This window comes from Thermovirga sp. (assembly GCF_017656375.1).
Taxonomy (GTDB): domain Bacteria; phylum Synergistota; class Synergistia; order Synergistales; family Thermovirgaceae; genus Thermovirga.
This window is the reverse complement of the sequence record NZ_JACDOB010000028.1, coordinates 1-13609: the sequence shown is the minus strand read 5'-3', so window position 1 is coordinate 13609 and position 13609 is coordinate 1. Positions and strand designations below refer to the sequence as shown.

The following is a 13609-nucleotide window of genomic DNA, read 5'->3' as shown; positions in this document are numbered from 1 at the left end:
TGTTAGAGCGCGATAGAATCCCCAATTGGATTATCATTTTAATGTTTGTAGGATTGTATTCAACGTGGAGCACCACATACCTTGCCATTTACTATATGGTAAAGACTATCCCGCCATACATGTCCTCGGGTTTGAGATTTTTGGTAGCCGGGGCGTTGCTTTACACTTTTGCTCGCTTTAGAAATAAAGAGAAACTGTCTTTAAGCCATTGGAAAAGTGCCCTTATAACAGGTGGCCTGGTCATATGGCTTGGAAACGGCAGTGTGGTATGGGGGGAAAAATATATTTCCTCAAGCCTTGCAGCTCTGCTTATAGCTACGGTTCCTTTGTGGATAGTGCTGTTTAATTGGTTGCTTTTTGGTGGCGGTAGGCCTGGAGCCATAGAAATGGCAGGTGTGTTTTTGGGGTTTATAGGCGTAGCGCTCCTTATAATATTTACCCGGCATATAGGAGGAGAAGGTTATAATCTCTTGGGCATTGCAATAGTGTTAGCTGCATCCATCTCATGGGCGACAGGCTCTTTGTATTCCAGGTACAGCGATACGCCATCATCTCCGCTTCTTGCTGTATCCACCCAGATGCTCGCTGGGGGAGCGCTCATGTTTTTGGCATCCTTTTTCGTGGGTGAATGGAAGAGCTTTGACCCTTCTAGCGTTAGTATGGTATCTGTCCTATCATGGGCATATCTTGTGGTCTTTGGCTCCCTTGTTGGTTTTGTCTGTTATATGACCCTAATGAGGGTTTGTCGGCCTTCAAAAGTAGCGACATATGCGTATGTTACTCCTGTCGGAGCAGTGTTCCTGGGTTGGCTTATAGCGGGTGATACAGTAACTTTTCACACTTTGATTGCAGGTGGAATAATCATATTGGCGGTGCTTATGATAATAACCTTTGCCCCTAAGAAGTAATGGGGAATCTACGCTTAAGCCATATTTTTTGCTGCTTTTTTGTTAACGTATAACCAATCATCTGCCAATTTTATAAGTTCTTCATGATTGTCAGAATCTTCTGGGAATGAGGCTATGCCAAAATCTATATCTACCGTAGTTTTACACTCACCCCAATAATTATCTGCTATGTCTGTCTTTATCCGCCGCCAAAGTTTCAAAGCTTCGTTTTTTCCTGTTTCCGGAAGAATTGCTATAAATTCATCTCCCCCATAGCGAACTAGTACATCGGAGCTTCTTAGTTGTTTTTTTAGAAAGTTGCTTACACCAACCAGTATTTTGTCCCCCTCAAGGTGCCCAAAGATGTCGTTTATGTTTTTGAATCCCCTAAGATCCATAATGGCTATTGAAAAAACACCTCCATATCGATTGCAGCGGGAAATCTCTTTCGAAAGCATTTCAGAAAAATATCTCCTGTTCCATAGGCCCGTAAGGGGGTCTTTCAGTGCTTGAAGTGTGGTTTGCCCCAACAGGTCCTGATAAGCCCACAAAACCCCTAAATGTTTTGCTAAAATCTCAATGATTTCTATATCTTCTTTTTTAAAAGCGTTGGTTAATGGACTTCCTAAGCTGAGAACGCCGAAAATTCTATCGTTAAATATTATTGGGACATTCAGTTCAGAGCTACATATTGAATTTAACGATATGTTGCCGGGGGTACTTTTTACATCAGGAAAATACAGAGTTTTCCTCGACCTCACCGTCTTTCCAACCAGGCCAGTACCTGACTCTACCTGGGCTATTAGGTCAGCTGGTGTACTTTCGTGCCTGTAGAGTAGACGGGTCTTGCCTGATTTTTCATCTACAACTTCCCATACATCAATCCACGGGAAGTTTGTTTTTTGAGATAAATCTCTTACAACACGCTCACAAATAGCTTTAATGTCATTTTCCTTTGCGGCTTCGGTTACTATTTCAGACAGAAGCCTCTCCATGTTGCTTTTGTGCTGAAGGTTTTCGTATTGATAAAGCCTTGTTAAGGCTGATGCAAAATAGCTGCATAGGATGCTGGCTAGTTCCTGATCTATCTTGTTAAAGGCGTTTTTGGCGTAGCTATCTATTATTAGGGCACCCCAGGTCGTTGTACCGCATATTATAGGAATCACCATCTCAGAAAGGGTGTTTTCGTCATCTCTGACAAAGGCTAGATCTTTCGTAACATCGTTTGAAATAATAGGCTTTTTTCTTGCCAAGGCTTTTCCCACGAGGCCGCCACCCTTATAGGCGACCTCACGTACTATTTCTTCTTTTATCTTTTTCCCCCTATAGGCAACAAGCGCCATGGGTTCCTCAGGCGTTTTTCTGAGAAGTAAATAAGCCTTATCGAATCCCATTCTCTCATGAAGCTTGCTAATAAGGGTATTAGCAAGAGATTCTCTATCATTGCACTTAAAAAAGCCCATAGAAACATCAATGAGCAATCGATATTTTTTGTTTAATTCTCCAAGTCCGCTTTTGTAAGTAAGCCTATTTAATATCCTTGCTCGTTTAGTAGCTAGCCGTATATTTTTTAGATGCTTGATCAAATCACAGTATGCCCTCCTTTACAAAAAGCAAATATCGGGGGCTATTTTTTATACATTAAGGAAGAACCATGCTGGTATTTATTTTACTCTTACAAAATATGATATTCAATAACTTTAATTTTGTTTATGTATTCGTTACTTACAAATTGGAAAATCCTGTTTTTAACAGGTAAAAGAGTATGGAGGAATTAACAAATATTGACCTTTGGTGTCCCGAGCCTGCCTTATCATTGGAATTGAAGCAGCAGCCTCGATAAATTACCAACCTCACCATGCGTCTGCTCTTAACCCTATTGTGCTAGGGCTAATGAAGAAATGTTGTGAGGTCCTTTTAAAGTTGCTTTTTTGCTCTGTCCTACAGTAGGGGCATACATCAAAAGTTTGGCTTTTGGCGCGTGGGTCTCATGTAGGTGCCTCCGCTACAATAGTTAGCATGCTAATGTGGCACAGCCAACAGGTTTTATAATACTAAGTTTTATAAAATGTTTAGGCTGTGAAGATGACTACGGAAATAGGTCCAATGTTTCTAAAAATGGTTAGGGAAGGTGCAAACAGCATCATCCCTAACCTTGAGGGAGTTATGCAGAATATCAGTCTCCTATGATTGTTTCTCTTTCGGTGAAAGTTATGCCTTCCTTCTCTAGCAGCTTGAGGGAGGGTTCATATATTTCGGGCAGTACGGGAGCGTGCACTCCCTTGGCTTTTACACTGCCGTTCAGGATTAGCATCGCCCCTATCGCTGGCGGTATGCCGGTTGTCTTAGCTATTGCGGTGTCCTCGTCCACCGATCCAGTGCATACGAGGGTGGATGTGATCAGTTTCTTTATGTTCTCTTTAGGAAAGCTGGCTACGTAGCGGTGTTCCATGACAACCAGGTCTTTTTCTCCTTTCGAGAACACCAGCTTCTTGTGGAACAGTGAGGCTGTCACGCTGCGTGGTGAGCCTGTGGCGAAGGGGATTTTTTCATCTGAAAGGAGGCCTAGCCACTTGAGCTTCAGGAAGAGGGTAGAGAAGGTTTCCCTTCCTAAGACGGAGCAAAGCTTTTCTTCCACGTTTTCTTTGTCTGTGTCCAGAACCTGGGCCATGAAGCCTCTGTAGGTGAGCCCTTTCAGGTCCATTTCCGTGGTCTCAAAAAGGCCCAGCTGATTCATTTTGGCTATGAGCTCACACCATCCAGGATAGCGGAAAGTTCCTCTGTAGACTTCTTTTGCTTCCTTTATGCCGTATAGGTCTATATAGGGTATGGAGTCGGCGTTGGCGTATTCCTCGAAGCAGCCTAAGCCTTCCACTTCCACCAGGCTTGGGTGCTTGTAGGTCTCGCCATCGGGAAGAACCACGATCTTGCCGTTTTTAAGGAAACGGGCGGTTCTTTTGCTGGCTCCTATCAGCGCCTCCGGAGACCATGAAAGCTTGTACCCAAAGGGATTGTTGTTGTCGCACAGGGACGGAAGTGCGCCGCAGCAGGACCAGAAGGATTCTACAAGTCCGCCTTGATCGTGGATGGATCTGATAGTTTTGACTGCCGACATGTGGTCTATACCAGGGTCAAGCCCAAGCTCGCACAGGAGCAAAACGCCCTTCTCCTTGGCCGCAGCATCAAGGGAGCGCATTTCTTCTTTTATATATGAGGGGTCAACGTAGTTTATGCCGTGCTGTATGCATTTTTTAGCTACAGGGGGCATGAATTGGGCTGGGAGAAGGTTTATTACAATGTCAGGTTTTAGTTTTTCTAGAAAATGTTCCGTTTCGTCAGCAGCGTTACCAACTATAATTTGGCTCCTAGGGTGGCCTGCAGTAGCTCTTTTTAAGTTGTCCTCGCTTATGTCTACCACGGTAACCATGTGTTGTGTATTGTTAAGGAGGTATTGTACGCAAGGCCTAGCAACTCGGCCTGCTCCGAGAATCAAAATCTGTGCCATTATTCGTCCACCTTTCTAGCAATTTTTATTATCGGGCAGGGTTTTAGCCTGCCCGAGTTTTTAATGTAGTTTTGAGCCCCATATTTTGCTGAAGATAAGTGTGAACCCTACTACCAAAGCTAGTCCTAAAGCCAGCGTTACAGGACTTCCAGTAAGGCCTGCGACTATGTAAGCAATAAAACTGGCAAGGGCGACAGTTACAGCGTAGGGTATCTGAGTCTTGACGTGATCAATGTGATCGCAAGCTGCGCCCATGGAGGAAAGGACCGTGGTGTCTGAAATGGGAGAGCAGTGATCTCCAAAAAGTCCTCCACTTAATACTGCTCCTATGCAAGCGTACATCGGAGCTCCTAAGCCGTGTGCCATAGGTATTGCAAGAGGCATGAGTATTGCAAATGTTCCCCACGACGTTCCGGTAGCGAAGCTTATGAGAGCACCGGTCACAAATATGATTCCTGGGACAAGCCAAGGAGCCACGTTGCCTTTGGCCAAGGCGACTATGTATTTTGCTGTACCTAGGCTCTTACAGACAGATCCCAGGGACCACGCCAGAACGAGGATCATGAGGATGAAAACTACTTCTTTGGCGCCATTCATATACATACTGAAAGCTTCTGATCCGGTTTTGACCTTATTCTTAACCATTAGTATGATACAAGATAGGGCACCCATGAAGTAGCCGAAACAGAGGGCCATGCGCAACGTAGAGCCGGGTATCTTCTTGAAAGGGAACCCGTGAGGAATGAGGAGGCCAAAAATGCATACGAAGAGCACGATCAGGGGGATGATCATCATCGATGCATTGGCCTGGGTGCCTTCCTCAGAGGTGATTTCAACAGCTGGTCTTGCGGGCTTTGCGTCTGGCCATAGGGGTTGGCCCGTTTCGATGGTCCTCTTTTCGGCTTTATACATACTGGCGAATTCGAACCCAAGAAAAGCTACCAAGGGAATCATGAAAAGGGTGCCTATAGCATAAAATTGAAACGGTATAACCTTAAAAAATGCAGTAAGTTCAGATTCTCCAATTCCCAGGATGTCGTACTCCTTGCGGATTAGCCCCATGATGTATATACCCCAACCGATAAAAGGAATGAGAATACATACCGGAGAGGCAGTGGAGTCAAGCAGCCATGCTAGTTTTTCCCTACTTATCCTTAATTTATCTGTAAGGGGTTGAAATGCAGGCCCTAAGATAAGAGGGTTCCCAGAATCGCTGAAGAAGATGGCTATCCCACTTAGCCATATGGCAATCTGCGCTTTTGCCCTGGTGTTGATCAAGTGGGCGGCCTTTTCGGCGAAAGCCTTTGCACCTCCGGAGTGGGTAACTACGCCTACAAAACCTCCGATGAAGATCATCATAACCAGCAGGCTTGAGTTGTAGCCACCAGAGGCTTGTTTGAATATGTAATCTTTTATCGTCATACTCAAAGCCGCAATAGGGTTCCAATGGGTCAAAACAAGAGTGCCTATTAAAACGCCTGAAAATAAGGCTACGATTACGTTCTTGTACCGCACAGCCAATAAAACGGCGATAATAGGTGGAAGTAAGGACAATAAACCATAATGTTCCATAAACTTACTCTCTCCTTTCTCTCTACAGCATGGATTTTAAAAAATTGAAGTTTCCATCGTGGCTTTAAAAACGGAGCATCACCTCTCTTTCTATTCGTTATATTTTGGTGACTCTGGTTGAAATCCCTTGGAAGGGCCGTACATGAGAAAGCGTGGGGAAAGATACTCGTAAGTGCTTTTGAGATGGGATTTCATGGCTATTTCAGCGCCGGAAGAATCTTTTTCAACTATGGCTTTTACAATTTTTTCATGTTCGATGCAGCTTATAGACTTATGGGGATCTCTAAGAATTACTTTGGACAAATCTGGAGCGTAGAAGCGATCGAAATAGAAGATATACAATTCGGAGCGCCAAAAGGTTTGTCTCACGAATTTGTCTATATAGCTGTTTCTAGCCAGAGCAGCGATCGCAAGATGCAGGTTTTTGTTTGCGTTAGTGTAATTTGCAACATCGCCCCTTTTGTAATATTCTTTCTCCTCTTCAATAATCCGTAAGAGGGTTTCTATATCATTTTGAGTTCTGTGATAAGCAGCTTCGAAAGCAGCCTTGCCTTCAAGGAAAATTCTTGCGTCAAAGACTTCTTTCATGTCTTTGGCATTGAGATGGGGGACGTAACACCCTTTGTTTTTGCCGGTGACTAACAATCCTTCAGCTACGAGTTTACGCAAGGCGTTGCGGATAGGTGTCCGGCTAACACCTATCATTTCTGCGAGCTCCGTTTCTATCAAACGGTCACCTGGCGCGTAATTTTTTGAAAGGAGCAGGTCAATAATCTTGGAGTAAGCCATTTCTTCCGCAGAAGATTTGCCGCTCATATATTGTCCTCCTATTCACTAATTCGTATCCAAAACTGAATCCTAAAATATAAATACTATGATTTTTGATTATTGTCAATATCGTATACGTTGCTTATTAGTGCCAGATTAGCCTTTATTTGGTGTATATCTGGATATGTTTTTTTGAGAGGAAAAAGAGTATTTTAAATACGTCAGGATAAAGAATGGTATATTGTGAGGAGGGAAATCATGAGAAAGGTAAAGTTTTTTAGGAGCGTACTTTTAGCTCTAATTGCGATTGTTGTTGTTTCCCCAGGATTGGCCTTTGCGAGTCAAAGTGCACTTAATGCCTATACTATTTGGTCTGAAAGGTATGCTAACGCTATTTTTACTGCTTTCACCAAAGATACAGGTATAAAAGTCAATTGGATGAGGTTCTCTTCTGGCGAGGTTCAGGCAAGACTGGAGGCGGAAAAGAACAATCCTCAGGTGGATGTAGTTTTCGGCAACATGGCTGAAGCGTTTGTGAACGGTATACCTAAAGGGCTTTTCGAACCATACGTGCCCAAAGGCGCTAAGGATATCCCTGACAAGTTCAAAGACTCCAAAGGTTATTGGACTGGCGTAGCGGTGGATCCTATATGTTTCATGTTTAATACTAAGTTCTTAAAAGAACATAATTTGAAGGCTCCTGCGTCCTGGTATGACCTTTTGGATCCGGCTTACAAAGGAAAGCTTCAGATGGCGGATGCAAGGACTTCTGGTACGGCGATGTATAGGATATTGAGCCTTGTTCAAGCTTTAGGAGAAGATGAGGCCTTCAAATATCAGAAGAAACTTAACGCTAATGTGCAGGTTTATACTAAAAGCGGGGCAGGTGGAGCGTTACCTATAGCTACAGGTCAGGCCGCAGGAGGGGTTTTCTTCCTGGTGGATGCCCTTGAGATGCTGCAAAAGGGTTATGATGTCACTATAAGCTATCCTAAAGAGGGCGTTGTAGCAGGCGTAGAAGCCATGGGCTTGGTAATGGGAGCCAAGCATCCGGAATTGGCGAAAAAATTCTTAGATTGGGCATCTACTGAAAGGATGCAGAAAATCTACGAAGAAAGTAAAATTAACCTTATTCCAAGCAATCCAAACGTTAAAGTTTCCAACCCGATGTTGGATATGTCTAATATAAACATATTACCTTTGGATATCCAATGGGCGGGAGAAAATCGTGAACGGTTGGTGGAGAGATGGGTGAATGAAGTTCTCCAACAATGAGGAACATTCTTTAAAAAAAGCTGTTGTAAGGCCCACAGCACTGCCGCTTTTGGTGGTGTTGTGGGCGCTTTTGGGCCTTTTTGTCCTTTATCCCTTGGGAAAGCTTATTTATGTAGTTTTTGTAACTGATGGGACATTGGATTTAAGCAGCATAACCAAGGTGTTCACTAATTGGTATAGCAGGAAAGCCCTCTTTGACAGCCTTGTATTGGCTACTTCTGTTGCTGCTATTGGGACTTCTGTAGGTTTTGTGTTTGCCTTTGGGACTACGAGGATGACATTGCCCAAGGTCATAAAATGGTTTATCAGGGCTGTGATTGTCCTTCCTTTTGTTTCTCCTCCCTTTACTAGCAGTATTGCGTTGACGTTGGTGTTGGGCCCTAACGGTTTACTTCTTAGGCTTTTAGGTATGCCTGATTTTAACATCTATGGTTTTTTAGGCACGTGCCTTGCAGAGGTTTTAACCTATTTCCCCATAGCTTTTATGACTTTGTCTGCAGTATTGGACGGCATAGATCCAAACCTTGAAGATGCCGCAATGAGCATGGGAAGCACGAGATGGAACACTTTTAAAACTGTAACGCTGCCTTTAAGCTTGCCAGGAGTGGGTAACGCTTTTTTGCTGCTTTTTGGCTGCTCTTTGGCAGACTTTGCAACACCTCTTGTGATGGCAGGGCACACATTCCCCGTGCTGACGACTCAAGCCTATCTTCAGATTACAGGGATGTACGACCTGAAGGGAGGAGCAGCTATCTCATTCGTACTGCTTGTTCCAGCCCTTATGGTGTACTTGTTGCAGCACTACTGGCTAGAGCGCAGAAGCTATGTAACCATAACAGGTAAATCAGGGGCAAGAAGCTCTTTAGAGGGAGCAAATGCCATAGCGAAAGTGTTCATCTTGGGTTTTATCTCTGTAGTATCCATGTTCATAATATTTCTGTATTCAATTATTTTTGTAGGGTCCCTCATCAAGGTGTGGGGTGTAGATAATAGCTTGACCTTAGAAAATTATGCTTATGTCTTTACTGTAGGCCGGGAGGCTATAAAGGACACAGTACTTATTGCCTTGGTCTCAACAGTTTTGGGTACGATCTTGGGAGTGACCATCGGCTATTTGGTGAGTAGAAAGGACCTTGCTTTTAGAAAAACGCTGGAATTTACGTCATTTTTAAATTATGTTCTGCCTGGAACGGTTGTAGGTATCGCTTATATCATAGCTTTTAACTCCAGGCCCTTGGTTTTGACAGGTACCATGACGATAATCGTAGCTCTTTGCGCATTTAGGTATGATGTTCCGGCGATAAGAGCCACTGTTGCTTCGCTGCACCAGATTGACCCGTCCATAGAAGAGGCCTCTTTAAGTCTTGGGGCATCGAGGTTGGCTACGTTTTTGAAAGTTACGCTGCCTCTTATAATACCGGCGGTTACGTCGGGAATGCGTTATCTTTTTGTCGTTTCCATGACTGCAGTTAGTGCGGTGATTTTCTTGGTTTCTGTCCAGTGGAGCCTTTTGACTGTTCGCATATTGGAATGCATCACTGAGTTGCTTTTTGCCCAAGCTGCAGCGTTTTCCGTAGTACTCTTATTGATAGTGTTTGCCGCTTTAGGGTTAATAGATCTTTTGTTTAAAATAGCCTATCCAAGCTATTTAAGGCAATTAAGGAGGTCTTGATGGGTGTCGGATCTTATCTTGCTTGAGCATCTTACAAAAGTTTTCATGAAGGATAATGAGACTTTCAAGGCTGTAGATGACATTAGCCTTAATGTAAAAAAAGGGGAGATCGTGGCACTTTTAGGGCCTTCGGGTTGTGGCAAAACCACTATTTTGCGGATGATTGCCGGCTTTGAGCGTCCAACAGCAGGAAGGGTGATTTTAGAAGGGCAGGATATAACTGCCTTGGAACCCAATAAACGCAAAATTGGCTTTGTGTTTCAGAATTATGCTCTTTTCCCTCATATGAACGTTTTTGACAATGTATCTTATGGATTGAAGATAAGGAGGTTTTCTCAAGAGGAAATAAGAAAGAAGACTCATGAAGTGTTAGAAATGGTTGGGCTCAAGGGAGTAGAGAAGAGGTTCATTAATGAATTGTCCGGTGGAGAGCAACAGCGTGTTGCTTTGGCTCGGGCCTTTGTTATAAACCCCAAGGTCTTATTGATGGACGAGCCTCTCTCTAACCTTGATGCCAAGCTCCGGATATACATGAGGGCGGAGATAAGAAGACTTCAAAAGCTTTTGGGCATAACGTGTATATATGTCACTCACGACCAGAAGGAGGCCCTCAGTATAGCCGATAGAATAGCGGTGATGAACAAAGGTAAGATAGAGCAGGTTGCACCGCCTTTCGAGCTTTACACTGAGCCAAAGAGCCTGTTTGTCGCCGATTTTATAGGGCAGGCTAATATTTTCGAGGGTAAAGTAATAGCATTTAAGGACGGAAGGCTTGAGGTGTCTATATACGACAGAGTTATATCTGCTAGATTCACGTCATCCTCAGAGTTTAAAATTGGCGCAAGGGTTGCACTGGTTGTGAGGCCCGAAGCCGTAAATCTCACCCGATCGGACGAATCAGCATTAAAGGGACGTATTTTAAGCAGCGTTTTTGTGGGCGATAGAATGGAGTATCAGATAGAGCTGGAACCAGGTCACCTGATCCATGCTTTTATTCCTTACTCTCAGGAAACGGTAAGGTTTTCTCATGGAGAAGAAGTGGGCATTCTTATAGATCCAGAGAGTGTCCTGGTTATGCCTTTCTAGATTATCTTAAGGTTGTAGATGTTCTTTCCCCTCTCCTTACTCTCCGAAACAGTTTTATAGCTTCATAAACGGCGAGGTAAATGCCGGACGCCCCAAGGATGAAAAGCCAGTCGGAGAGCTGTGGGCCTTTAAAGCGAAGGAAATCGCTTATGTACGGCATGTAGATTCCTGCAAATACCATCATTATGGACCATAGTATCGAAGCTAAAAGGATTTTATTTGAGAAAAAGTTTTTATTGAACAGGCTTTTTGTATCATCTCTGCGGGAAAGGATGTTAACAAACTGGCAATAGGCAATGGTTAGGTACGTAATGGCCGTTGCCCTTGCAAATGCCGGAGTTGTCATCATATTTGGGGTCAAGACTATGCCTTGCTGCTTCATGAACATGACAAAATTGAGGAAAGCCAATGTTCCCATAAGCCCTCCTAAAAACACTACCTCTAGTGAATTTTTGAGGTTCATTATATGGTCGCTGCGATCCCTGGGGGGCATCTTCATGATTCCCTCATCTGGTGGATCGAAGGTAAGGCAAGTCAAGGGCAAGACTTCTGCCAACAGGTCTATGGCCAAAATTTGGATTGCAAGGATAGGTATAGCCCAGTTTTTCATGGCTACGCCTGCTAAGCCAAGGAGGACCACCATCAATTCAGCCATGTTCGTCGTCATAGAGGCAAGGACGGTTTTTCGGAGGTTTTTGTAGATCGTCCTCCCTTCCTTGACGGCCTCAACCAGGGTGGGGAAGCTGTCATCCAAAAGCACTAGCTCTGCCGCCTCTTTTGCCACGTCCGTTCCCGTTTGCCCCATAGCTACGCCAATTGCCGCCCGTTTGAGGGCGGGAGCGTCGTTTACTCCGTCACCAGTTACAGCCACAACCTCGTCTTGGGCTTCCAAGAGCTTAACTATGCGGAGTTTGTCTTCGGGAGCCACGCGGGAGAAGATTATAGACTTATGGGACATAAGGATCTCCGTAAGTTCACGGTCGCTCATCTTTTCCATCTGGGCGCCCGTGTAGGTTGGAGGGTCACCCTCTTCGGAAAGCCCAATTTCTTTTCCTATGGCCTGTGCCGTAATGGCGTGGTCGCCGGTCATGACTATTATCCTTATTTTGGCCTGGTGACAGTTTGCGATGGCTTCTTTAACACCTTCTTTTGGGGGGTCTATCATTCCCACAAGCCCCAAAAAGACCACGTCTTTTTCGGTTTCCTCCAGTACATAGTCCTGGCCGTCTGCCTCAAGGGGCCTGAACGCAATGGCAAGGACGCGAAGTGCCCGCTTTGACCAGGCTTCATTGAGTTTTTGTATTTTTTCTTTATCCTCCTCTGTTAAGGGCAATATTTTGCCGTCGCGGTAAATATACTTTGCTACGGAGAGCACGCTGTCAGTGGCACCTTTCATGGCTAGCTGCAGGCGGTCCCCAAATTTTCTTACAGAGCTCATGCGCTTGCGCTCTGAGTCGAAAGGAAATTCGTAAAGTTCAGGGTTTTCTTCGTCTTCCTTTGGGCTTCTCGTTCCTGCTTTCATTGAAAGGGTAATTAAAGCAGCCTCAGTTGGATCGCCAATAGGGTACCATCCGCTGTGCTCGTCATCTGGAGGGTGTATTTCAGCGTTAGATGCCATGGTTGCGGCATCCAGCATTATTTCCAGTTCTTTTATCTTATCCTCTGGTATAGGGTTGCCTGTTTCGTCGAGAATTTCGCCTTTTGGTTCGTATCCTATCCCGGTTACCCGATATTCGGCCTCGTCGAACCACAGTGTGGTCACCGTCATTTCGTTTTTCGTTAGTGTTCCTGTTTTATCTGTGCATATTACGGTGGTTGAGCCCAACGTCTCGACAGATGGAAGGTTTTTGACTACAGCCTTCTTTTCGGCCAGGCGCTTGCTGGTGGAGGCCAGTGCTACGGTGACCTGGGCAGGGAGGGCCTGTGGGACAGCAGCCACTGCTATGCCAAGGGCATACACCATGCTCATGAAAAGTCCCAGGCCTTGCCAGAGTGCCACACCGAAAAGGCCTATGCTTATTATAATTACGATGCCGGTAAGCCACTTTGCCAATATGCCGAGCTCTATTTGCAGTGGTGATTGCGTAGTAGTTGTAGCCTGGGTCATCCCTGCGATTTTGCCCATTTCGGTTTCCATGCCTGTTGCGACTACTACGCCGTAGGCCGAGCCTGAGGCTACTGTTGTTCCCATGTAAGCCATGTTCTCCCGATCTGCCAGGATGCATTCGTGATCTATAGTTTTATTGTTTTTTTCTTGAGATACAGATTCACCAGTTAAAGAAAATTCGTTTATTCGGAGATTGAATGCTTCAAGGATCCTGATGTCTGCAGGGATTTTATCTCCTGCTTCTATGTAAACGATGTCTCCCGGGACCAGTTTGGATTGGGGGATTTCTGTGAGCTCACCGTCGGTTTTAATCTTTGCTGGTGACGTTATGAGTTCTTTTAGGCGAGCCAGAACTTTGTTGGCCTTATATTCCTGGAAGAAGCCGATCAAGGCGTTTATTATAACTATTATGAACATTATGGCGCCATCCCTTACGCTTCCAATGGCAAGGGATATGAAGCCGGCGATAATTAAGACCATCACCAACAGGTCTTTAAATTGAGATAGGAAAATCATCCACTTGGATATAGCCACATCTTCGGCGATCTCGTTGGGGCCATATTGCTGTAGCCTTTTTTCAGCCTCGTCTCTTGGCAGGCCATTTTCGCTGGTGCCCAGAGCTTGAAGTACTTCCTTTGTGGTCATTTGGTAATAGGGTTTTTCCATGAATCAGCTACTCTCCTTGTTAAGTGATCTGAAAATTGCTTTGCTTTAGATTAGTGTAACGGTGAAGGAGT

Annotated in this window: 9 protein-coding genes; 4 read left to right on the top strand and 5 right to left on the bottom strand. The window is 44.7% G+C overall.

Features of this window, described 5'->3' with window-relative positions:
• Window positions 1-908 (top strand): EamA family transporter (locus tag H0Z23_RS07340; RefSeq protein ID WP_296868695.1); only part of this gene is annotated, 908 nt, incomplete at its 5' end.
• A 14-nt stretch (window positions 909-922) separates the two neighbouring features.
• On the opposite strand, the gene H0Z23_RS07335 is transcribed toward H0Z23_RS07340, so the two are convergent.
• The 4 genes from H0Z23_RS07335 to H0Z23_RS07320 all read right to left on the bottom strand — a co-directional run bounded on the left by H0Z23_RS07335 (window position 923) and on the right by H0Z23_RS07320 (window position 6780).
• Complete coding sequence (locus H0Z23_RS07335) at window positions 923-2473, bottom strand: diguanylate cyclase (protein ID WP_296868693.1); 1551 nt, start codon at window positions 2471-2473, stop codon at window positions 923-925.
• Between the two features lie 590 nt (window positions 2474-3063).
• Window positions 3064-4392 (bottom strand): saccharopine dehydrogenase C-terminal domain-containing protein, encoded by a 1329-nt coding sequence (locus tag H0Z23_RS07330; protein WP_296868691.1) that lies wholly within the window; start codon window positions 4390-4392, stop codon window positions 3064-3066.
• Window positions 4393-4452: 60 nt separating this feature from the next.
• Window positions 4453-5964, bottom strand: coding sequence for a Na+/H+ antiporter NhaC family protein (locus tag H0Z23_RS07325; protein ID WP_296868689.1), 1512 nt, complete (start codon window positions 5962-5964; stop codon window positions 4453-4455).
• 90 nt (window positions 5965-6054) lie between these two features.
• Window positions 6055-6780 (bottom strand): GntR family transcriptional regulator, encoded by a 726-nt coding sequence (locus H0Z23_RS07320; protein WP_296868687.1) that lies wholly within the window; start codon window positions 6778-6780, stop codon window positions 6055-6057.
• Between the two features lie 210 nt (window positions 6781-6990).
• Between H0Z23_RS07320 and H0Z23_RS07315 the strand changes: the two genes are divergently transcribed.
• From H0Z23_RS07315 to H0Z23_RS07305, 3 genes are read left to right on the top strand one after another with little or no spacing between them, the layout of a single operon-like run.
• Window positions 6991-8007 carry an ABC transporter substrate-binding protein gene (locus H0Z23_RS07315; protein ID WP_296868685.1) on the top strand — a complete coding sequence of 339 codons (1017 nt, stop codon included), beginning with the start codon at window positions 6991-6993 and terminating at the stop codon, window positions 8005-8007.
• On the top strand, window positions 7988-9679 hold the full coding sequence (locus H0Z23_RS07310; RefSeq protein ID WP_296868683.1) for an iron ABC transporter permease: 1692 nt from the start codon (window positions 7988-7990) through the stop codon (window positions 9677-9679). Before H0Z23_RS07315 ends, H0Z23_RS07310 begins: the two co-directional genes overlap by 20 nt.
• Window positions 9680-9682: 3 nt before the next feature.
• On the top strand, window positions 9683-10765 hold the full coding sequence (locus H0Z23_RS07305) for an ABC transporter ATP-binding protein (protein ID WP_296868681.1): 1083 nt from the start codon (window positions 9683-9685) through the stop codon (window positions 10763-10765).
• Between the two features lies 1 nt (window position 10766).
• On the opposite strand, the gene H0Z23_RS07300 is transcribed toward H0Z23_RS07305, so the two are convergent.
• Window positions 10767-13517 carry a cation-translocating P-type ATPase gene (locus H0Z23_RS07300; protein WP_296868679.1) on the bottom strand — a complete coding sequence of 917 codons (2751 nt, stop codon included), beginning with the start codon at window positions 13515-13517 and terminating at the stop codon, window positions 10767-10769.
• Window positions 13518-13609: the final 92 nt, after the last annotated feature.

Coding starts and splice junctions, on each gene's coding strand:
- H0Z23_RS07320 (WP_296868687.1), bottom strand. CDS start 6,780: ATGAGCGGCAAATCTTCTGCGGAAGAAATGGCTTACTCCAAGATTATT.
- H0Z23_RS07310 (WP_296868683.1), top strand. CDS start 7,988: ATGAAGTTCTCCAACAATGAGGAACATTCTTTAAAAAAAGCTGTTGTA.
- H0Z23_RS07315 (WP_296868685.1), top strand. CDS start 6,991: ATGAGAAAGGTAAAGTTTTTTAGGAGCGTACTTTTAGCTCTAATTGCG.
- H0Z23_RS07330 (WP_296868691.1), bottom strand. CDS start 4,392: ATGGCACAGATTTTGATTCTCGGAGCAGGCCGAGTTGCTAGGCCTTGC.
- H0Z23_RS07300 (WP_296868679.1), bottom strand. CDS start 13,517: ATGACCACAAAGGAAGTACTTCAAGCTCTGGGCACCAGCGAAAATGGC.
- H0Z23_RS07325 (WP_296868689.1), bottom strand. CDS start 5,964: ATGGAACATTATGGTTTATTGTCCTTACTTCCACCTATTATCGCCGTT.